This window comes from Candidatus Phycosocius spiralis (assembly GCF_030158815.1).
GTDB lineage: Bacteria > Pseudomonadota > Alphaproteobacteria > Caulobacterales > Aquidulcibacteraceae > Aquidulcibacter > Aquidulcibacter spiralis.
In genome coordinates this window covers 17,187-37,583 of the sequence record NZ_BPFZ01000002.1, presented here as the reverse complement: position 1 = coordinate 37,583, position 20,397 = coordinate 17,187, and the positions used below count along the sequence as shown (strand labels likewise).

Here is a 20,397-nt window from a genome sequence, read left to right as displayed (position 1 = left end):
CAGAATGGGTTAGCCTGGTGTTCAGCCTAACCAGTATGGAAGACTTGGTAAGGGCGAAATCATGATGAATGCATCATTCGTGCGGCGAGGCTGCTAAAGGTGTTAGTTTGCGGTAATCAAATCTTTGTCCAGCGATTTTAAATGCTGTTCGCACCCATCTCCCAGCATTGTCATACCAAATGTCTTTATTGACTGTGCCGCGCAGACGATAATGGTTGGTCTGAACAGCATTGCCATTGATAAGAACAATATCGGAGCCAATGCGATCGACGTTCACCCGTGATAGCTTGCCGTCTCGGCTGTCTAACAGGCGGGCTTGGTTAACCGTACTGCGCCGCCACCAACTCGATGGCACAATGCCCGTAGGTGCTTTGCCTTTAAAGCCACTGCCATTCACCACTAATTGATCGCCAGAGAACTTGGCTTCCACCGATTTAATGGTACGATTTTCTTTGTCTGTGCAGTCAAGACTGGTTAATTGTTGCCCGCGCCAAGTTTCTTCACACCGATGGCTATAGGTGAACCCGATTGGGCCAATTTTTCCTGCCATATCAACTGCGATGCGTACAGTGGTGAGATCGTTCGCTCTAGAAACACTGACACTATGGCGGCCCACAGGCTTACCATTCATCAATATTTCAAACTCGGTGCGCCCTGCCACGCTCGCCGAGGTTTGGCTTGGCAGCCAGACTAAACTTAGCGCGATTAAATAGGTTGTGCAAAGCACGTGAGGGAGCGAATGTGCCATAATCTTTGTTATCCTAAGGCGGGCATGAGATCATAGAACCAACCTTGGTCATGAGAAGCGGTTTATGAGCCAACCCAAGGGGCCTATCAGTCTGATCGGCGCGGTTTGGGCAATGAGGCAAATACAATCGCTTCCAGCTTCGGCACCAGGTTGGTGCTCACTGCCCTCATCATGGACCAGCAAATGCCCGCGCCGATAAATCTGGCCCCCATCATCTAATGACCCCGTCAACACCAGGGTTAATTCCAGGCCCTGATGCCCGTGTTCTGGAACCTTGCGCCCGGCTTCAAGTTTGAGGAGTTCAACGTCACAATCCGATAATGGCCCTGTCAATTGCATGGTCAGCATGCCGGTAAGATTCCGCCGCCAACGGCCTTGATCGATGGAAGACAAAACATGAGCAACATCATTTTGTGGGCGCAAAGCATGCATTGAGTTGTCATGAGTGGTGTCGCTTTCCAACCAATTGGGCGCAGAGATGGCGACAGGTTCTAGCGCATCTAACAATGCGCCCCCGGTACTATCGAAGATTTGGGTGTAAGCGCAAGCATGGGGCTGAAGCGCTAAATGCGCCGCTACAACAAAAGCTGGCCCACGTGGAAGATTGCCCGCGACATAATCAAGCAGCACAGCTTGGTAACGCTGCTCATGATCGAGTTGATAGGCCGATTGGTTGTAGGTCATAATGCTAGATGCCAGATAGGTATGTTCGCCAGAGGGAAAGATTGCCAGATGGAAAGAAAACGTGTGTAAGTTACGCACAATTGACATGAGTGGATCACAAAGGCTTCCTTCAAACTGCATCTGGCGATCTGCATATGGGCGTTTGAACGTTTTCAGGCTGGTCAATGGGTTGTGAGGAGGTCTCATGCCATGGAGAGGCACAATAGATGGCGGTACCTGACAGTTCAAATGATCCTTTAGTGTCAACGCAATGGCTGGCTGATAAGCTTGATGCGCCCGATATTCGTGTCGTTGATGCTTCTTGGCATATGCCTGATATCAATCGGGATGGCAGGCAGGAGTATTTAAGAGGACATATTGAGGGTGCAGTTTTTTTTGATATTGATGAAATCGCCGACACAGACAGTCCCTATCCTCATATGATGCCTAGTCCTGAGAAATTCACAAGCCGGGTGCAGCGTTTGGGGCTTGGGGATGGTTTGCGATTGGTTATTTATGACAGTCTAGGGGTGTTTTCGTCCGCTCGTGTATGGTGGATGTTTCGCACAATGGGTCATGAGGATGTTGTTGTCCTTGATGGTGGCTTACGAAAATGGCACGCAGAAGGTCGCCCGCTCGATGACGGCTTGCCTGTGGCCCGAGAGCGCCACTTTACGGTGCGCCGGCGCGCAGATTTGATCCGCGATAAAACTCAAATCGTCCGCAAATTAGAAACCCGATCTGCCCAAATTGTTGACGCGCGCCCGGCCGGACGATTTGAAGGCACAATGTCGGAGCCGCGCGCTGGCTTGCGTAGCGGCCATATGCCAGGATCACTCAATTTACCCTATACGACGGTTTTGAACCCAGACGGCACCCTGAAAGACAGCGCAGCGCTGGCAGACGTTTTTCAAGCAGCTGGTGTTGATTTGCGTCGGCCGATCGTGACTACCTGTGGATCAGGGGTTAGTGCTTGTATTGTGGCACTTGCACTTGCCAGACTTGGGGTATGGGATGTCCCGGTCTATGACGGTGCATGGTGTGAGTGGGCTTCAGACCCGCATGCCGCAATTTTGCCGTAAGGACAATCATGACTATTCCTACCGATTCAAAGCAGGTCAGCCAAAGCCATTGCGTGCAGCCGGAGACAGAGCTTGTGCAGCTGGGTCGTGACCCCATGAGTCATGAGCGTGCAGTCAACCCCCCTATCCAGCGTGGTTCAACCTTACTGTTTGACCAGGCAGCAGATTTGTATCATGCAGGCCCAAACCAGCCCATCAAGGGCTATGGTCTTGAAGGCTTGTCCACGCAAGATCGATTGTGTGAAGCGTTAACCCAAATCTCACGCGGTATGGGTGCTGTATTGGCCTCGTCGGGCTTACAGGCTTTGACTTTGGCGTTGATGGCCACGACTAAGGGTGGCGATCATGTGTTACTGACTGATTCCAGTTATGGCCCAACGCGGCGGTTTTGTCGTGAGGTTCTTGGTCCATACGGTGTTGAAACTGAAATATATGACCCCCGCATTGGAGCTGGGATCGAAGCCCTGATCCAGCCCAATACCAGCTTGATCATTTTAGAAAGCCCTGGCTCGCTGACCTTTGAAATCCAGGATATTCCCGCCATTACAGCCGTTGCTAAGGCCCACCAGATTGCCACTTTAATCGATGATACTTGGTCTGCTGGTCTTTATATGAAACCCTTTGAATTGGGCGTGGATATCTCTATGCAGGCTTTGACCAAATATCAAAGTGGCCATGCCGATGTCTTGGCCGGTGCGCTGATCACCCATAGCCCTAAATGGCTTGCTAAGCTCAAATCCATGCATCAAATGCTCGGTATCGGAACAGCCGCAGAAGAAGCTTGGCTGACGTTACGGGGGCTCCGCACTATGGGACTTCGTATGGCCCATCAAGACAAAGTGGCGCGCCAGATCGCAGCCTGGCTCGAGGCCCGATCTGAAGTGGCTCAAGTCCTCCACCCAGCCTTACCATCACATCCCGATCACGCCCTGTGGCAGCGTGACTTTACGGGGGCTGGGGGTGTATTTAGCGTGGTCCTAAAGCCTGTTGCAACGGCTAAAGTCCACGCGATGTGCGAGGCTTATCGACTTTTTTCTATGGGCTTTTCTTGGGGTGGCTATGAGAGTTTGGCGCTGCCAAGTTCGTTGAATGTCAAACGTCGTTTCCCAAGCCAGCACGCACAAGGGCCATTGATGCGTTATGCGATCGGGCTTGAAGCCCCAGAAGATTTACTGGCCGATTTGGAGCATGGATTTAGCGTCCTTAACGACGCTTAATCTGACTTAAGCTCAAAGGGATGGACGTGGTACGTTTGGTTACCCGGATTACGATCCGCGACTGCACGTCTGATACCAGACCTTGCCCCAAAAGCTTGTCGCGTAGAAAGCCATCATAGGCATGCATGTCTGTTGTAACCACGTGGATCATATAATCCACAGCCCCTGTCACAGTGGCACAATCAACCACTTCTTGCCAAGTTTCCACTGCGGCTTCAAATTTCTCTAGGTTTTCTCGATTAGGCAAAGCCAGCTTCACGCTGGCCATCACTTCAAACTCCAGCCCAAGTGCAGCGCGGTCCAAAATGGTGACGCGCTTTGTAATCACACCGATTTCTTCCAAGCGTTTGATTCGCCGCCAACATGGGCTGGAAGATAGTCCAACCTTATCAGCTATTTCGGCAACAGAAAGGGTGGCATCCTCTTGGATGAGATCTAATATGCGTCGATCAACGACATCAAGTTCTTCAGACACGAAATTTCCTCAACTACGACAAAGTTGCCAAGAATCTTGCGCAGATCATAGAAAGTTTTGAAAAAAAGGGCAAGCTTTTTCCATTAAAACAGAAGATGATGCCCTTTTAGGTAAGATCAAGTTCACACGGTTTCCCAAATCCAAATCCGAAGGCAAAGCCAGATGTTGCATCGCGAAGTTTTACTGACCGACAAATACGAACTCACCGAGGGTAGGGCTTTTCTGACAGGTATCCAAGCCCTTGTGCGGTTGCCCTTGGATCAAAAACGCCGCGATAGGATGCAGGGTATTAAATCGGCAGGCTTTATATCTGGCTACCGTGGTTCCCCGCTCGGTGGCTATGATATGCAATTAGAGCGTGCAAGTCAGTTTTTATCATCACACGACATTGTATTCTGGCCGGGTCTGAATGAGGATTTAGGGGCAACTGCGGTTTGGGGCAGTCAGCAATTGGGCCAGTTTGATGGTGCTCGCTATGATGGGGTGTTTGGCATTTGGTATGGAAAGGCCCCAGGCGTTGATCGGACTGGCGACGTGTTTAAGCATGCCAATTTTGCTGGAACATCGAAATTTGGCGGCGCAATCGCCATTGCAGGTGATGACCATGTTTGTAAAAGCTCTACCTTGCCGAGCCAGTCTGAATTTGCATTTATTGATGCTGAAATGCCTGTTTTGTCGCCATCTTCGATCCAAGATGTGTTGGACTATGGCCTCTATGGCATCGCCTTATCTCGCTTTTGTGGCGCTTGGACCGGCTTAATTGCACTCGCCGACACCATGGATTCTGGTGCGGTCATTGATGTTGGTACCCACCGGCTTTCTATTGTAAGCCCGACAGATTTTGAGATGCCAGAAACGGGATTGAGCCTACGCCGGGGCGATGATCCTATGGCGAAGGAAGCGCGCTTGCGCCACTTTAAGCTTCCCGCAGCGCAAGCCTTTGTACGTGCGAATGGTTTAGATCAAGAGATTTTAAGCAGTCCAAAACGTAAGATTGGCTTGGTTGCAACAGGCCAAGCTACCCGCGATATTTATGAAGCATTAGATGCCCTAGGGATCAGCCCTGAGCTTGCTGCTGAACTTGGTATTGCCATTTACAAAGTTGCTATGCCTTGGCCGCTAGAGCCCTACAGCCTTCGTGGGTTTGCCGTGGGTTTAGAAACATTGTTGGTGGTTGAACATAAGCGCGCCTTAATCGAACCCCAGATCAAAGAAGCCCTTTATGAAGTTCCCGATGGGCAACGTCCACGTGTGATAGGGAAAAAGGGATTAGATGGGCAGCCTCTATTGTCCCAAGTTGGCTCTATTTCCATTCCCGACCTTGCTCAGACTTTGTTTGACCTTGTTCCCCACGGCCCCCATCGGGCGCAGGCTTTGGCCTATCTGGCTAGGGTTACTCAAAGCCAGGAGCGGGCAAAAACCCTTGAAGGGGATGCGCATCGCAAGCCTCATTTCTGCTCGGGCTGCCCGCATAATACGTCTACTTTGGTGCCAGAGGGGTCGCGGGCTTTGGCAGGCATTGGCTGCCACTATATGGCTACTTTCATGCCCGACCGGCAAACCGATATGACAAGCCAAATGGGTGGGGAAGGCATTGGCTGGATTGGTCAAGCGCCCTTCACCGATGAAACGCATGTCTTTGTGAACTTAGGTGACGGTACCTATTCACATTCAGGCTCTCTGGCGATCCGCGCTGCTGTGACCGCTAAGGTCAATGTTACTTATAAGTTGTTGTATAATGATGCCGTTGCAATGACTGGTGGGCAATCAACGGAGAGCGGCCAAACCACACCCCAGATTTCTAAGCAATTGCTGGGTGAAGGTGTGCGTGAAGTGGTAATCGTGGCCGATGATCCCACCCGCTATGCCACAATGACCTTGGAGCCTTCTGTGCGCGTCTATCCACGCTCAGAGCTGGATTCTATTCAGCGCCGACTGCGTGAAACCAAGGGCGTCACAGTGATTATCTATGACCAAATATGCGCAACTGAAAAGCGTCGTCGCATCAAACGCAAGCTTTTAAAGCCAACGACCACCCGCGCTTACATTAACCCAGCTGTGTGCGAGGGATGTGGAGATTGTTCAAAAAAATCAAACTGCCTATCCATCCATCCCTTGGAGACTGAATTTGGCACCAAGCGCCAGATTGACCAATCGTCGTGCAATCAAGACCTGCGTTGCGTTGAAGGATTTTGTCCCTCCTTCGTCACAGTAGAGGGCAGCCATAATGCCAAACGCGAGCGGGCGCGTCCGTCTTTTGATGCCACCAATATTCCATTGCCTGAGCCCATGAGTTTGGATCGCCCACGTTCAATCGTCTTCACAGGCGTTGGCGGTACAGGGGTTACCACCGTTTCAGCCATTGTTGGAATGGCGGCCCATGTCGATGGTCACGCATCTTCGATTTTAGATATGACGGGCCTTGCCCAAAAGGGTGGTCAAGTCCTAAGCCATGTACGCATTGCGGCTAAGCCCAGTGACATACGCTCCGGCCGAGTGCCGCCTGCTTCAGCCGACGTGATGATTGCTGGCGATCTGATTGTAGCCACCAATTTGGATGCCTTGGAGTTGGTATGTAGGGCCACCACCCGTGCCGTGGCTAACTTTGATATTCATCCCACTGTTGATTTCATTCAAAACCCCAAGCGTAGCTTTCGCGGGCAGCCAAAGGTCGATCTGTTTGCAGAAGCCGTGGCGGAACTCGGTGTGATCCATGCTGAAGGTCTTGCCGAGGAATATCTGTATGACGGTCTTTATTCCAACATGATCCTGTTGGGTTTCGCGTGGCAACGTGGGCTGGTTCCGGTTTCTCTTCGCGGACTTTACAGAGCCATCAAGCTTAATGGTGTTGCCATTGATGAGAATGTGTTGGCCTTTGATCTAGGTCGCCTTGCCGCTTTTGATCCTGGGCGCTTGAAGGCCATGGTTCCGGTACGGGAGCCGCCACCACCCAAATCGCTCGACGAAGTTATTGCTCATCGAGCAGCCCATCTGCAAGGTTATCAAAACGCCGCTTATGCCCGCCGTTATGTTGATATGATTGACAAAGTGCGGGCCACAGAAACCAATCTTGGGCTTGGCTTAGATCTCACGCGCGCTGTTGGGGTTAATCTGGCTAAAGTCATGGCCTATAAAGATGAATATGAAGTCGCGCGGCTTTATGCCGATAAAGCCTATCTAGAGGGACTTAACGCCACATTAAGTGGTCGAAAATCTGTCAAAATATGGTTGGCACCACCATTCTTGGCACCTAAAGACCCCGTTACAGGTATTCCCAAAAAACTTGCCTTCGGGTCATGGGTGCTGACCCTATTCAAAGTCCTTCGTTACGGTAAAGTACTGCGCGGGGGGCCACTGGATCCTTTTGGGCAAACCGCTGAACGGGTAAATGAGCGGCACTATCGCGACCAATATCTGGCCGACTTAGAAGTTGTGATCACGCATCTTTCAGCCGCGACCCATGCGATCGCCCTTGAACTTGCCCTTTTGCCCGAAGATGTACGTGGGTTTGGCCATGTCAAGGAGGCCAGTATGGTCAAAGCGATGCGCAGGCGTGACACCTTGATGGGCCAACTGACCCAAGGGCTTGCTCGCTCAAACGATGCGCACTACATGACGGCTCCCGATGTGTTGGCTGGGTAGCTCAGCTGGTTAGAGCGCACGACTCATAATCGTGAGGTCGAGAGTTCGAGTCTCTCTCCCGCCACCATCGGTTCACTATAATCGATTTTTGAGTAATTCTTTAGGCCGCATTCACTTTAGTCAATCTAGGGTGTGGCAAGGAGGGATCGCTGCGTTTAACCCCAGCTGATAGGGCACCTTTAAACGATGTACCATGTAAGTTGGCATCATAAAACAATGCATCGCGAATATCGGCTTGGTCGAAATTTGCATAACGTACATCGGCCCCGGTAAAATCGGTTGGTTTGGTTTTACGGGCACTAATGCGCAATGGCCCCAAATTTGCATTGCGGAAGTCTGCGTTTTTCAGGCGGGCATGGGAAAAACTTGCACCGCGTAAATCAGCGCCAGAAAAGCATGCCCCACGTAAATCCGCGTTGGAAAAATTTGCGCCCTGTAATTGAGTTGCCATAAAGGTAACCCCGACCCCATTACAATTGACCGCAGACAATGCAGTCAAACGCATGCCTTTGAACATGGCCGACATCGGCCGCAAATCCTCACCATCAAAAGTAGCATGCTGGCCCGCTGTACCATTGCTTTCCCACCAAGCCTCGTGCTCACTGGCCATATTTTCCAGTGTGACCGCACGTATCTTGGCCCCGTCAGTTGGATCACCAAGGGCACCGATCGCTTGGGCAGGGTCGATTTTGGAATATCCAAGTTCCACCCCGGTGAGGATTGCATCTTCAAACTTCGCACCCTCCAACTTGGCACCAATAAGATTTGCACCTTGCAGATTAGCGCCAGCGAGATTGCAATCTTTTAAAATGGCACCCGATAAAACGATACCTTTCATGGAACAATCTTGGAAGTCAGCGCCCTTAGCATGAATGCCATTGAATTGAGAGCCATCCAAAGTCGCACCGATAAAAGTGGCTCCTTCCGCATCGCCATGGCGCGTGCGCTGCTTGATCGTCATCTTGCCGCCCTTCATTTCGGCTTGGGTGTGCTCACCTTCACGGCAGTCCGATTGGGTTAGATCACAATAGGATAGATCGGCACCACGCAGATTTGCACCGCGCATGTCAGCCTTGGTCAAGCGAGCGCCACGCAAATCCGCTTTTCTAAAGTCACAGCCAAAAAGATTGGCACGTTCACAATTGGTTTTGATCAGCCGTGCAAGTTCAAAAATACAACCCGTCAAATCTGCTTCGGCGAGGTTGCGCCCTGACAAATCGACCCGTGACAAATCCACATTGCGCAACACAGCCCGTTTGCCCCCCGGTATGCCGCTGACGTAGCGCTCATGTAGGAGTATCACATTTTCGAGTGTATCTGGATCTATTTTGACGTATGAAACGAAACTACTCACTTATCACCTTTTTGGACAATAGTCTATTTCATTTAAGCGTTTTAGTATAACCCATGAGTATTGTCTGATGGTTAAAGGGTGATTTCATTTTGTTACTACTATTCATACTGGCTCTTAACTTTGACATATTGAATGGATCATCGACTCTATTGAAGGCTGGTACCATTAATGTAGGGGGCAAGCTGTTGCAGCTTGATGCTCAACGACGACTGGCCATCAGCAAGGCTGGTTTCAGTTCACATCTAAATCGGTTATTGACACCATGCACAATGTCCTTGGCCTGTTGAGAATCTAGTGGTGTTAAAGCCTAATCAAGCGCTTGTTTTATTTTCTGGTGGTCAAGATTCAACCGCCTGCTTAGCATGGGCGTTAGATCGCTATGACCATGTGGAGACGGTTGGTTTTGACTATGGTCAGCGTCATAGGATAGAGCTTGATCAGCGCTTGGTGGTCATTGATGCTATGCGCACGAATTTCCCGTCTTGGCGGCCTAAGCTTGGCGATGATCATCTCTTAGATCTCACGCTATTAGGCCAGATATCTGAAACAGCTTTAACCCGCGATACCGCCATTTCTATGGCTGAAACCGGCCTGCCAACAACCTTTGTTCCCGGGCGTAACTTGCTTTTTCTAACCTTTGCAGCTGCATTGGCCTATCGGCGCGGATTGGGGATTTTGGTAGGCGGCATGTGTGAGACGGACTATTCTGGCTATCCCGATTGTAGACGCTCTACTTTAGACGCCATGGAGACAGCGCTCAACCTTGGTATGGATGTGCATTATGAGCTGGCTAGCCCCCTCATGGATCTGACAAAGGCGCAGACTTGGGCGCTGATGCATGATTTGGGCGGGGATGATTTGGTGGAGATAACTGTGGAACATAGCCATACCTGCTATCAGGGCGAACGAGACCAACGCCATGGGTGGGGCTATGGCTGTGGCATCTGCCCGGCGTGTGCGTTGCGCGCTTCTGGTTGGGCAGCATGGCAGGCGCAACGGCAGGATTTTAGCCAGATTGAACAACGATCATGACCTATATGGTTAAGGAGTGTTTCTATACGTTGCAGGGTGAGGGTGCCCAAGCTGGGCGCGCTGCGGTCTTTTTGCGTTTCGCGGGCTGCAACTTATGGAGTGGGCGCGAGCAGGATCGATCAAGTGCAATCTGCCAGTTTTGTGATACCGATTTTGTTGGCATGCATGGGGAGGGCGGTGGTAAGTTTGAGACTGCCGAGGAGCTTGCATCTGTTGTTGCACACAAGTGGCCACGCAGTGGCCAAGGTCAGGCCTATGTCGTGTGTACAGGTGGTGAGCCACTGTTGCAGCTTGACACCCCATTGATTAATGCGCTGCATCGGTCAGGCTTTGAAATTGGGGTCGAGACGAATGGCACTTTGATGGTTCCATCGGGTATTGACTGGATTTGTGTAAGCCCAAAAGCTGGGGCCGACTTTGTACAGCGGACTGGCCATGAGCTAAAACTCGTCTATCCACAGCCAAACGCTATGCCAGATCGTTTCAACAATTTGGATTTTAAGCACTATTTTCTACAACCCATGGATGGGCCCCAAAAAGATGACTATACGGCCGCTGTAGTTGCCTATTGTCTTGCTAACCCACAATGGCGATTGAGCCTGCAAACCCATAAATTGCTTGGAATCCCGTGACCCGCTGCCTTTTGACCAAAAGTGTAACCTTCGACGCGGCCCATCAGCTCCATCAAGGCGATGAGAGCCACCCTTATCGCCGTTTGCATGGCCATTCATTCCGATTGGATGTTTCCATAGAAGGGGAAGCCGATGACAAGGATCAATGGGTGGCAGATTTTGCTGATTTAAGTGATGCCATCACAACAGTACGCGATGTGTTAGATCATGCTTTTTTGAATGAAGTTGCAGGTCTAGAAACCCCTACTTTGGAAAACATCAGTGTGTGGGTGGCCAAGCAATTGCAGCCAATCCTACCTAATTTGTGCCGTGTTGCAATTGCAAGACCATCCTTAGGAGAAACATGTACTTTAGAGATTAAAGGTTAAAAACTACCTCTATATCTATTACAGCCTATGACTCGCAAGGCTGGCCTTAATGCGTTCTAGGGTTGCGCCCCGGATCGCTAATTTATTACCGTGATAAGCATGACCGGGTAGTTGCGCCAAATGGCGAGCATGTTCAAAGGCTTGAGTTTCAACCTGATCCAGTGGGACCACGTGGTCTATATAGCCTGCTGCCACCGCCCCTTCTGGATCATAGATAAAGGCTTGGATCAACGCCTTGGTCATATGAGACGGGTTCAGGCGATCCCGCGATAGCTCAATTGCAAAAGTTGGCAAGACCATGCCATTGGTGGTTTCATTGGCACCAATTTTATAAGGTCCTGCAGCACCAAAACGGGTGTCGCATGCATGGAGCAGGAACACGCCCATCGCAATCGCATGACCTGTGCAAGCGGCCACAACAGGCAAGGGGCTACCATAGAGGCGAACCAGTAATTGACCACCCTGAACGAGTAGCTGCACAGCGGCCTCTTGACCCGATCCTGTTAAAGCGAGCAAGTCAAACCCACCAGAAAAGCGTCCTTCACGGCCTGCTAACACGATGGCTTTGGCTTTGGCTTCGGCTTCATCCAGCGTCCAATGCAAGGCTTCAATCATTGCCAGATTGATCACATTGGCCTTGCCATCGTCCATCCGCACGATCGCAACCTCATGGTCTATTGTGAGTGAAGCACTCATTTTCCGCTCCTGATCTTGTTTGCTTGGAGGTAGAGGATAAGTGGCGCTTTTGGTCAATAAGGATGGTGAAACTCAAAGGGCCGGAACTGCAATGATTTGACGCGCACGTGGCATAGTTCTAGTTCAAGAGCCAGCAATAGAACAAGAATGGCTTTGGAGTAATTGCATGAATTTGTTGGGTGCCCAGGGAAAACTGGAACAGCCTTTGACACGTTTGGTGATCCATAGACCCGATGATTGGCATGTGCATTTGCGTGATGGGGCAATGCTTGCAGGTGTTGTCAATGCGACGGCGCGTCAATTTGCGCGCGCGATCGTGATGCCCAATCTAGTGCCTCCAGTGACAAAAGCTGCTGCCGCCGATGCTTACCGAAGCCGTATACTGGCAGCGGTGGAGACCGGGCTAGACTTCACCCCCCTTATGACTTGTTATCTAACGGACGACAGCGATCCTGAAGACATCACCTATGGCTTTAAAGTGGGGATATTCACGGCTGCCAAACTGTATCCTGCCCATGCCACCACCAATTCAAGTCATGGCGTTACCGATTTTACCAATCTTTACCGCGTTTTTGCGGCTATGGAGAAGATTGCCATGCCACTTTTAGTGCATGGGGAAGTAACCCAATCCCATATTGATATTTTTGACCGCGAAGCAGTGTTTATTGAGCAGATCCTTTCGCAGATCATGCGCGATTTCCCTGCCCTTAAAATCGTGTTTGAACACATCACCACCTCTGAAGCTGTCGATTTTGTGGAAGCCAGTACCCATCCCATTGCTGCTACCATTACGCCTCATCATCTTGAGTTTAATCGAAACGCCATGTTTGAGGGAGGCATTCGTCCCCATTTTTATTGTTTACCTGTCGCCAAACGTGAAGTTCATCGTCTGGCCTTGCGACGCGCCGCCATTTCAGGTTCCCCCAAGTTTTTTTTGGGAACCGATTCTGCACCCCATACGGTAGGTGCTAAGGAATCAGCGTGCGGCTGTGCGGGGATTTATAATGCGCCTTACGCGCTTGAAAGCTATGCAAAGGTTTTTGAAGAAGAAGGCGCACTTGATAGGCTGGAAGGGTTTGCCAGTCAGTTTGGCCCAAGATTTTATGGTTTACCCAGCAATCAAAATCATATCGTGCTTGAAAAAACTGCCCAAGCGATACCGCCCCATTTGGACATAGCTGGTAACCATGTTGTTCCTTTTCATGCTGGCCAAACCTTGAACTGGACTTTTCAAGGTCAAACTTCGCATTAATTTTGGATCCTTGCTTTTATGACGATACCTACGACAGAACTTTTCTTGATCGCCATGGTGATCATTTTTACGATACCCTATCTTTTTTGGCGTGTATTGAAGACAGATTATTACGCGCCGTTGGCAGTGGTGCAGATCATTGGCGGCATTGTGTTAGGTCCAGGCATCCTTGGGGCAGTATTCCCAGCTTATTACGACTTTATTTTTACACCAGCGGTGATCCAATCGCTCAACGGGATAGCGTGGTGGGCGGTGATGATCTTTGTTTGGATCGCTGGCATTGAACTGGACTTAAAGAGTGCTTGGACAAACCGGCTTGAGACCGGGGTAACCGCTGGTCTTGCGATGATCATGCCCTTGGTATTTGGCTGTGGTGCCGGGATTGTGCTGTTGAATTTTAGCGGCGGTTGGATCGGCCCAAAGGGCCATGATTGGCAATTTATTGTTGGAATTGGGATGGCGTGCGCGGTCACGGCCTTACCGATTTTGGTCTTGTTTCTCGAAAAGCTTGAAATACTTCGCCAACCCTTGGGTCAACGCATTTTACGATTTGCAAGCTTAGACGATATCGCGATCTGGGGTGTTTTGGCCATCATTTTGCTGGACTGGGGGCGTGTGGGCCGTCAAGCCATGTTCCTCTTAGCCTTTTTTATCAGTGCCGTTGCCATCTTGAAACTCATGCGCGCAGTCAAGGAAAGTGATCGCTGGTATTTAGGGTTGATTTGGCTTGCTGTCGTCGGCTTTGCGGCCGATTGGTCGGGCCTGCATTATATGGTGGGTGCATTTTTAGCTGGCGTAGTGCTGGACGCTGACTTGTTTGATCGCACAAAGCTTGATCGGTTTCGCGACCACGTCTTGCTCGCCATCATGCCGGTCTTTTTCCTTAGCACAGGACTTCGTACCAATTGGGACGTAGGTGGACTTGTGGTGTTTGGCGCGGCAGCAATCTTACTGGTGGCGGCGGTGAGTGGTAAACTTGTCGGTGTGCACTTGGCTGGGCGCATTCTAAACTGGCCGAAAGGGGAAGCCCATGTGATTGGCTGGCTGCTTCAAACCAAAGCACTCATCATGATCATTTTCGTCAATGTGCTTCTGGATAAAGGAATCATTTCAAATCAAACCTTTACGGCCGCACTCTTGATGGCGGTCGCCAGCACGATGCTTAGCATTCCCATGGTGACACCGCAATTGGCGAAGCTTAGAAATGTGGTGGATAAGCCTTCCGCAGAAGGATGAGGCTAAAAACTGGTGCCACAGGCGAGGATTGAACTCGCGACCTCATCATTACCAATGATGCGCTCTACCACTGAGCTACTGCGGCTGTAAGGTGTGAAGCACCCATTTTGTGTTTGTGGCGCGCTGATAGCCCGCTTACCTCTTTATGAAAAGAGGGTTGTCGCATATCTTCTTGAAATGAACGAAACCATACCACCGTCAAACCCGCCAACAAAAGCCTCGCTACAACAACCCACTCACAAGGCGACGCAAGAAGAGCGCCTTAAGGCGGCTTTACGTGATAATCTCAAACGGCGCAAAGAAGCGGCCAGAAAGCGGGATCTGCCCTAACCATGCGGTGATGAGCTGTTGTTGACTTGCAAGTCAGCGACTGAAACGATTTGGCTGATCGCGACTTGTCCTTGTTCGCCCCGGATTTCAACGGTAAGGCTAGGCTTAGGACGTTTCGCCCAATCAAAGGTAATGAGGCCAAAGTTACGCGCGCGATAGACGTCACCAACCCGCAGCGCATTTGGCGGCAACACGGGCCATACTTCGGTTAGTCCCGATGAGGTAAAGTCCCAGATTGGATAAGGCACATTGGTATCAAGGCGTGAGACCTCCGCATAATGGGTGTCGCCGGATAGGCAGATTAGGCCATTGGCTTTGGTTTTACGGATCGTGCTGATAAGGCGCTGATGATCTTGGGCATAATTGATCCAGCCCTCCCAGCCTGCAAAGTCGGCGAGAACTTGCAAGGAGCTGGCAAAAATCCGCACATCGGCTGGTTCGCGCAATTGTGCCTCCAGCCATTGCCACTGGGCTTCACCCAGCATGGAGGCCTTCAAGTCAGGGTTGCGCGCATAGGGGCCAGGTACCATTTGGCCCGCTTTTTCTAATTCCTTGGCCCAAACGTCATAGGGCTTGCCCCCCAAATCAAGTTTGATGATTTCAGAGCGATTAAAGCGTAGGTCGGGCAGGATGATCTGAACCCGTTGCCCCGCTGGGCCAAAGACAAAAGACGTATAAATACCCTCGCGCGTGCGACGTGGGCTGGTGGCCGCTTCGCCCCAGAAGTCACAAAACAACTGGCGGGCTTCGTTTTTTTTGGGATATTCCACGCCGGCATCATTTTCACCAAAATCATGATCGTCCCACATGGCGATAATGGGCGTGGTTTCGCGCAGCTTTTGGAAGCCGGGCTTGGCCGCTAACTTGGCATATTTGGCCTTCATTTCTGAAACGTCGCGGGTGTCGAGATAGACATTATCGCCCAAAAACAGAAATAAATCGGGTTTTTCCGCCACGATTGCGTCCCAGATCGGCTGATCCTTATCTTGGTGCGCACATGACCCATAGGCAATTTTATTCAGTCTTTTTCCCGATAAAGCATGCCAGTCTGAGGCATGGCTGGCCACGGGTGCAGCCATCGCTGCCCCAAGAATCAATGCGTCGCGTCGTGTCGTATGCATAGGGGCTCTCCACAAAAAATGAGGGGCTCAAGTGCAAGCGCAAATCGTCAGACTTGAGCCCCGCAAGGGTCCGGGGGGACATGGGGCTTGGTCTGTCTCGTTTTTGACGGGTAAAACCAGACAGACCCTAAGTGTTAAAGCGAGGCGCTTTAGAAGGCTTTCTTCAAGGTGAAGACCATTTGTTGCGGCGCACCAGCTAATAGGGTTTGATTGTCGCCCGTATTGCCAAAACCATTCGATCCGATGGTCGAGACATAGGCCTCGTCGGTGGCATTGGTGACATTGAGTTGGGCTTCCAAACCGTTCAGGAAGTCATTGCCGCCAAAGCGGTAACCCAGGGTGATCTCCGTCAAAGTATAGGCATCGACTTTGCCGTTCACATCATCATTGAGATATGTGAAATAGCGCTCGCCCGTATAGGAGGCACCCAATTTGGCAAACAAGCTGCCATTGTCATAGGTGAGCTCACCCTTGAACAAGAATTCAGGCGTATTGACCGTTGTTTTGCCCTTGGTGGGGGTTACGATTTTTCCAGAACGGTCGGTGACGTTATCGGCATATTCAGACTTGTTATAGGTAAACGAGCCAAATATGTCGAATTCCTTGGTCAATTGATAGCGACCCACAAATTCTGCACCAATCGTGTTAACACCGCCCACGTTGGAAAGGATAGGCGCGTTCCCTACGATGCCGGCTCCTTGGGAGACGCCCAGCAAACGATTGTCAAAGCGCACCAGATAGCCTGCCGCGGCTAATTCAAATTTGTCGCCGCGTGTGCGCCAGCCAAGTTCTGCGGTGGTGGATTCTTCTGGATCCAAAGTCCGCGCGACTTCATCGACATTGGATTGGCTACGCGATGCAAATGGCCCGGCGGTTGCCGCAGATACGTAAGCGGCAACGTTTTGCGATAAAGTACCAAAGATTTGACTGGTTTCGCTCAATTCATATTTGAACCCAACTTGGGGCAAGAAGCTGGCATTGGTGTCGAGTTTGCCAGTCAAGCTATTGGCAGGGGTCGGTGCGTCATTGTTGATGGTTAGGGTTTTGACCTCATTGGTAACTTTCAACGATTTAAAGCCCAAATTGATCGACAAAGCATCGCTGACACTCCAATTGTCCTGCACGAAAAACTGCAAGGTAGAGGTGTCAAACTTATATGCCCATTGGGTGAAAAATGGGTTGGTCATGAACTTTAGGGATGGGCGGTTGTTAGCGGCACGCGCCAAGCCGTAAAACCGACGTGCCTGATTGAACTTGTTATCTTCCATCCACAAGCCGGCAGTGACTTGATGCTGGCCCCCGTCAATCGCTAAGGTTCCAAACCAACCCGTGCGTGATATTTCATATTCTGTGGTTCGAACCGAAATCGGGGCAGGGTCATTAATTAGGATACCAGAAGCGTCAGGCGCGCCTTTAGGCGTTGGGACATAAGGGGTATACCATGTTCCTTGGCCTTCATTGGCATGATTATAAATGCTAGCTTTCAGACTGACTTTGCTGGTTAATGGGGCTTCAAGACTGATGTAACCCAATTTATCTTTGCGTAGGCCTGAGGCATCATAATAAGCATCATCTACGCTGGTAAATGGCTTGGGGAAGGAGCCGCCAGCTTGATAAATGTCGGCTAATGCCACGGCAAGCGGGTAATTGCCAGAGATGTTGTCCCACTTGTATCCCAAACGCTTAATCTGCTCGAGGCTCAGATCTTGATAGTCATTTTCTGCCCGATCCGACCAATTATAGGCGGCGGTGATTTCAGCTTCACCAATGGGCTGAACATATTTGAAATTGACTTGGTCGTGGTTTTGCTCGCCCACGCCCTTCCACTTGTCGGTTTTGCTTGATGCATAGGACAAGCTGCCACGGCCGCCGCCAAAGCCTTCTAACGTGCCGCTATCGAGGCGAACGAAAGCGCGTTGCAAAGCATCTGAACCTGTTGACAGATTCACTTGTCCGCCAAAACCCTCACTTGGCTTGCGCGACATAAATTGAACTGTACCGCCCAAGTTCGACGTTGAATTGGTCCCAAGTCCACCTGCACCTTGGCTAAGCTCTACGCGGCCAATGTTTTCAGAGATGATGGCGCGCGATACATGCAGGCCGTTATGGTTGCCGTAGCTCATATCGCCCAATGGCACACCATCTAAGGTGAAACCTAATTGGTTTTGATTAAAGCCGCGCACGGAAATGCGGGTTGACCACTCATAATTACCCAAAGCGTCGGCGGATTGGAAGTTTACACCTGGCAAGCGCTCAATCGCTTTGATCGGGCTGGTGCCCGGTGAAGAAAGCGCGATCGCTGCGGCCGTTACAGTTTGGGTTTGACGTGCGCCAGAAACGCCATAAACGACAATGGTTTCTACTTCTTGGCTGGCACTCTCGCTGGGTGTTGGTGCCGCAACAGTCTGGCCCAGCGCGCTTGAAGCTGCACACAAAGAAGCGACGCATGCTGAGATCCTCAATAGGTGTTTAAAAGTCATATTCGTCCCCTGATACCCACAAGCGAAGTGGGTGGAGATGGCGACTTAGGAGACTTCTGCGACGCATTCATAACAGATCGGCAAAGCTTCCAATAAAAATTTATAAAGGACTTGTTACACAGTGACCTTGTGCAGCTTTGTTTGATCAGGTCGGCTTGGTGTATCTATTTCCATTCAGGCAAGATGCCTTACACCCAATTGCCTTGAAAAAACCTTAGAGCTTGTCATAAGCGTGTGACCACATCATCGGGCCTGAAAAGAACAACCATGGATCGTATTGCCCTTGTCGGCGGGATAGAGCTGAAAGGTTCGATACCAATCTCCGGCGCCAAAAACTCTGCTTTGAAATTACAAGCTGCAAGCTTGCTTACCCAAGAACCTCTGGTTCTCACCAATATGCCAGAATTGGCCGATACGCGTTTTATGATTGAGCTTTTGGAGCAATTGGGTGTCACCTGTTTTTGGCCCAAGGGTTCTGGCCGCTTGTCGATGCATGCAGAGGATTTGACCAGCACGATCGCGCCCTATGATCTTGTGCGAAAAATGCGCGCGACTTTTAATGTTCTTGGCCCCCTTTTGGCCCGCGTTGGCCATGCGACGGTATCTTTGCCGGGGGGATGCGCGATCGGTGCGCGACCGGTTGATCTGCATCTGAAAGCCTTTGAGGCGATGGGTGCGGATATTGTGATCGAAGGTGGCTATGTCAAAGCGGCAGCGCTTCGCGGCCTTAAGGGTGCTAAGATCATCTTTCCATTCGTTTCGGTCGGTGCCACCGAACATGCACTTTTAGCCGCTACTTTGGCCAAAGGTGAGACTGTGCTTGAAAATGCGGCGCGCGAACCAGAGATCAGCGATATTGCCAATTGCTTATTGGCCATGGGCGCTAAGATCGAAGGCATTGGCTCCTCAACGTTGCGCATACAAGGGGTCGATGAGTTAACAGGTGCAAGATGGTCAGTCATTCCCGATCGCATTGAAGCGGGCTCTTATGCCTGTTGTGTCGCGGCGGCGGGGGGCGAGGTTACATTGACCAATATGGTACCTGAAACCATCTCGTCCCTCATCGATGTGCTTCAGCGTGCCGGGGTGGATGTGGTTGTTGGCGAGGATTGGGTAAAGATCACCCGCGATCCTCATAAACCAATTAAGTCTGTCGATATTGATACCCAGCCTTATCCGGGCTTTCCGACCGATACCCAGGCCCAAGTGATGGCCCTGATGACGCGGGCAAACGGCGCATCCATCTTTCGCGAAAACATCTTTGAGAACCGCTATATGCATGCTCCAGAATTGCGCCGTTTAGGTGCGGACATATCCGTGCGTGGTTCAGAAGCGGTGGTTCGCGGCGTTGAAACCTTGCGCGGTGCGCCGGTTATGGCCACGGACTTGCGTGCCTCAGTGTCTTTAATCATTGCAGGCTTGATGGCCGAAGGGGAAACCATCATATCGCGTGTCTATCATTTGGACCGTGGGTTTGAGCGATTGGAAGCCAAATTGTCGGGCTGTGGTGCCAATATACGACGTATTTCGGGATCGGAGGATTAAGTGGCGATAGCTGGCTTACGATTATTGGCTGAAGATGCAGATGATCTTTTGATCGTCTCAGCTGCGGTTCAAGATGCCATCTTTAAAGTCTCTGATGCTCTTTGGTTGCCAAATAAGCGCCGCTTCACGCTGCGGCTTCAGCGGTTTGTGCAAACTGATGAGATGGCGAACGGGAAGGGTAAACCCATCCACGGCCAACGTGTGTGGGCTGCTTTGGCGTTTGAAGGGGTTTTATCTGTCCAAGCTAAGAAAGTGGCGCAAAGCCGCCGTGAAGCATTTGCCAGTCTATTGTCATTGGCGTTTGAGCCCGGTGAGGCTCCGGGCGGAAAACTCACCTTGTCCTTAGCCGATGGCGGGGAAATCCTGCTGCAACTGGAATGTATTGACGCGGTTTTGGTCGATTTGAGCCCGCCTCGTGACGCGGTCGCTAAGCCTGATCACGAACTTGAGACCTGATCCCTCTTATCTTGCACAACATCCATGTACCCATAGCCTCCCAAAATTGCCCGCTAAGGGTTAAGATC

General features: G+C 50.9%; 17 protein-coding genes and 2 tRNA genes. 11 read left to right on the top strand and 8 right to left on the bottom strand.

What is annotated here, in order from left to right:
• Positions 1 to 73: 73 nt before the first annotated feature.
• Complete coding sequence (locus PsB1_RS01855; protein ID WP_284358694.1) at positions 74 to 748, bottom strand: DUF6134 family protein; 675 nt, start codon at positions 746 to 748, stop codon at positions 74 to 76.
• A 48-nt stretch (positions 749 to 796) separates the two neighbouring features.
• A complete protein-coding gene (locus tag PsB1_RS01850; RefSeq protein ID WP_284358693.1) occupies positions 797 to 1,552 on the bottom strand; it encodes a ChrR family anti-sigma-E factor in 756 nt (251 codons plus the stop codon).
• Positions 1,553 to 1,638: 86 nt separating this feature from the next.
• Here PsB1_RS01850 and sseA point away from each other — a divergent pair, with 86 nt between their 5' ends.
• Complete coding sequence (gene sseA, locus PsB1_RS01845; RefSeq protein WP_284358692.1) at positions 1,639 to 2,493, top strand: 3-mercaptopyruvate sulfurtransferase; 855 nt, start codon at positions 1,639 to 1,641, stop codon at positions 2,491 to 2,493.
• A gap of 8 nt (positions 2,494 to 2,501) precedes the next feature.
• Positions 2,502 to 3,710 (top strand): cystathionine beta-lyase, encoded by a 1,209-nt coding sequence (metC, locus tag PsB1_RS01840; protein ID WP_284358691.1) that lies wholly within the window; start codon positions 2,502 to 2,504, stop codon positions 3,708 to 3,710.
• Here metC and PsB1_RS01835 read toward each other — a convergent pair.
• Complete coding sequence (locus tag PsB1_RS01835; protein WP_284358690.1) at positions 3,697 to 4,185, bottom strand: Lrp/AsnC family transcriptional regulator; 489 nt, start codon at positions 4,183 to 4,185, stop codon at positions 3,697 to 3,699. The two genes, metC and PsB1_RS01835, sit on opposite strands and share 14 nt — an antisense overlap.
• 162 nt (positions 4,186 to 4,347) lie before the next feature.
• Between PsB1_RS01835 and PsB1_RS01830 the strand changes: the two genes are divergently transcribed.
• Positions 4,348 to 7,827 carry an indolepyruvate ferredoxin oxidoreductase family protein gene (locus PsB1_RS01830; protein ID WP_284358689.1) on the top strand — a complete coding sequence of 1,160 codons (3,480 nt, stop codon included), beginning with the start codon at positions 4,348 to 4,350 and terminating at the stop codon, positions 7,825 to 7,827.
• Positions 7,818 to 7,894, top strand: a tRNA-Met gene (locus tag PsB1_RS01825). The genes PsB1_RS01830 and PsB1_RS01825 overlap by 10 nt, the downstream gene beginning before the upstream one ends.
• 33 nt (positions 7,895 to 7,927) lie before the next feature.
• Here the strand turns inward: PsB1_RS01825 and PsB1_RS01820 are convergent.
• A complete protein-coding gene (locus PsB1_RS01820) occupies positions 7,928 to 9,181 on the bottom strand; it encodes a pentapeptide repeat-containing protein (RefSeq protein WP_284358688.1) in 1,254 nt (417 codons plus the stop codon).
• Between the two features lie 294 nt (positions 9,182 to 9,475).
• Between PsB1_RS01820 and queC the strand changes: the two genes are divergently transcribed.
• From queC to queD, 3 genes are read left to right on the top strand one after another with little or no spacing between them, the layout of a single operon-like run.
• The gene (gene queC / locus PsB1_RS01815) at positions 9,476 to 10,213 is read left to right on the top strand and encodes a 7-cyano-7-deazaguanine synthase QueC (protein WP_420887854.1); all 738 of its coding nucleotides are present in this window, start codon (positions 9,476 to 9,478) and stop codon (positions 10,211 to 10,213) included.
• Positions 10,210 to 10,845, top strand: a complete 636-nt coding sequence (gene queE, locus PsB1_RS01810) for a 7-carboxy-7-deazaguanine synthase (RefSeq protein ID WP_284358685.1) — start codon at positions 10,210 to 10,212, stop codon at positions 10,843 to 10,845. Before queC ends, queE begins: the two co-directional genes overlap by 4 nt.
• Complete coding sequence (gene queD, locus PsB1_RS01805) at positions 10,842 to 11,213, top strand: 6-carboxytetrahydropterin synthase QueD (RefSeq protein ID WP_284358684.1); 372 nt, start codon at positions 10,842 to 10,844, stop codon at positions 11,211 to 11,213. The genes queE and queD overlap by 4 nt, the downstream gene beginning before the upstream one ends.
• Positions 11,214 to 11,231: 18 nt before the next feature.
• Here the strand turns inward: queD and PsB1_RS01800 are convergent, their stop codons facing one another.
• Entirely contained in the window at positions 11,232 to 11,909 is a 678-nt protein-coding gene (locus tag PsB1_RS01800) for a crotonase/enoyl-CoA hydratase family protein (protein ID WP_284358683.1), read from the bottom strand.
• A 166-nt stretch (positions 11,910 to 12,075) separates the two neighbouring features.
• On the opposite strand from PsB1_RS01800, the gene pyrC reads away from it, so the two are divergent.
• Together pyrC and PsB1_RS01790 are read left to right on the top strand one after the other, a co-directional pair.
• Positions 12,076 to 13,161: a dihydroorotase gene (pyrC, locus tag PsB1_RS01795; protein ID WP_284358682.1), complete on the top strand. Its 1,086-nt coding sequence runs from the start codon at positions 12,076 to 12,078 to the stop codon at positions 13,159 to 13,161.
• A gap of 18 nt (positions 13,162 to 13,179) precedes the next feature.
• Entirely contained in the window at positions 13,180 to 14,397 is a 1,218-nt protein-coding gene (locus PsB1_RS01790) for a cation:proton antiporter (protein ID WP_284358681.1), read from the top strand.
• Between the two features lie 10 nt (positions 14,398 to 14,407).
• Here PsB1_RS01790 and PsB1_RS01785 read toward each other — a convergent pair.
• The 3 genes from PsB1_RS01785 to PsB1_RS01775 all read right to left on the bottom strand — a co-directional run bounded on the left by PsB1_RS01785 (position 14,408) and on the right by PsB1_RS01775 (position 18,328).
• A tRNA-Thr gene (locus tag PsB1_RS01785) sits at positions 14,408 to 14,482 on the bottom strand.
• A 241-nt stretch (positions 14,483 to 14,723) separates the two neighbouring features.
• Positions 14,724 to 15,848 (bottom strand): alkaline phosphatase D family protein, encoded by a 1,125-nt coding sequence (locus PsB1_RS01780; RefSeq protein ID WP_284358680.1) that lies wholly within the window; start codon positions 15,846 to 15,848, stop codon positions 14,724 to 14,726.
• Positions 15,849 to 15,997: 149 nt separating this feature from the next.
• Positions 15,998 to 18,328, bottom strand: coding sequence for a TonB-dependent receptor (locus tag PsB1_RS01775; protein WP_284358679.1), 2,331 nt, complete (start codon positions 18,326 to 18,328; stop codon positions 15,998 to 16,000).
• A gap of 267 nt (positions 18,329 to 18,595) precedes the next feature.
• On the opposite strand from PsB1_RS01775, the gene murA reads away from it, so the two are divergent.
• Entirely contained in the window at positions 18,596 to 19,873 is a 1,278-nt protein-coding gene (gene murA, locus PsB1_RS01770; RefSeq protein WP_284358678.1) for a UDP-N-acetylglucosamine 1-carboxyvinyltransferase, read from the top strand.
• The gene (locus PsB1_RS01765) at positions 19,874 to 20,329 is read left to right on the top strand and encodes a DUF2948 family protein (protein ID WP_284358677.1); all 456 of its coding nucleotides are present in this window, start codon (positions 19,874 to 19,876) and stop codon (positions 20,327 to 20,329) included. It abuts the gene before it with no gap.
• The last annotated feature ends 68 nt before the right edge of the window (positions 20,330 to 20,397 follow it).

Excerpts from the sequence above, each read along its gene's own strand:
- PsB1_RS01855 (WP_284358694.1), bottom strand. The coding sequence starts at position 748 with ATGGCACATTCGCTCCCTCACGTGCTTTGCACAACCTATTTAATCGCG.
- PsB1_RS01850 (WP_284358693.1), bottom strand. The coding sequence starts at position 1,552 with ATGCAGTTTGAAGGAAGCCTTTGTGATCCACTCATGTCAATTGTGCGT.
- sseA (WP_284358692.1), top strand. The coding sequence starts at position 1,639 with ATGGCGGTACCTGACAGTTCAAATGATCCTTTAGTGTCAACGCAATGG.
- metC (WP_284358691.1), top strand. The coding sequence starts at position 2,502 with ATGACTATTCCTACCGATTCAAAGCAGGTCAGCCAAAGCCATTGCGTG.
- PsB1_RS01830 (WP_284358689.1), top strand. The coding sequence starts at position 4,348 with ATGTTGCATCGCGAAGTTTTACTGACCGACAAATACGAACTCACCGAG.
- queE (WP_284358685.1), top strand. The coding sequence starts at position 10,210 with ATGACCTATATGGTTAAGGAGTGTTTCTATACGTTGCAGGGTGAGGGT.
- PsB1_RS01800 (WP_284358683.1), bottom strand. The coding sequence starts at position 11,909 with ATGAGTGCTTCACTCACAATAGACCATGAGGTTGCGATCGTGCGGATG.
- pyrC (WP_284358682.1), top strand. The coding sequence starts at position 12,076 with ATGAATTTGTTGGGTGCCCAGGGAAAACTGGAACAGCCTTTGACACGT.
- PsB1_RS01790 (WP_284358681.1), top strand. The coding sequence starts at position 13,180 with ATGACGATACCTACGACAGAACTTTTCTTGATCGCCATGGTGATCATT.
- PsB1_RS01780 (WP_284358680.1), bottom strand. The coding sequence starts at position 15,848 with ATGCATACGACACGACGCGACGCATTGATTCTTGGGGCAGCGATGGCT.
- PsB1_RS01775 (WP_284358679.1), bottom strand. The coding sequence starts at position 18,328 with ATGACTTTTAAACACCTATTGAGGATCTCAGCATGCGTCGCTTCTTTG.
- murA (WP_284358678.1), top strand. The coding sequence starts at position 18,596 with ATGGATCGTATTGCCCTTGTCGGCGGGATAGAGCTGAAAGGTTCGATA.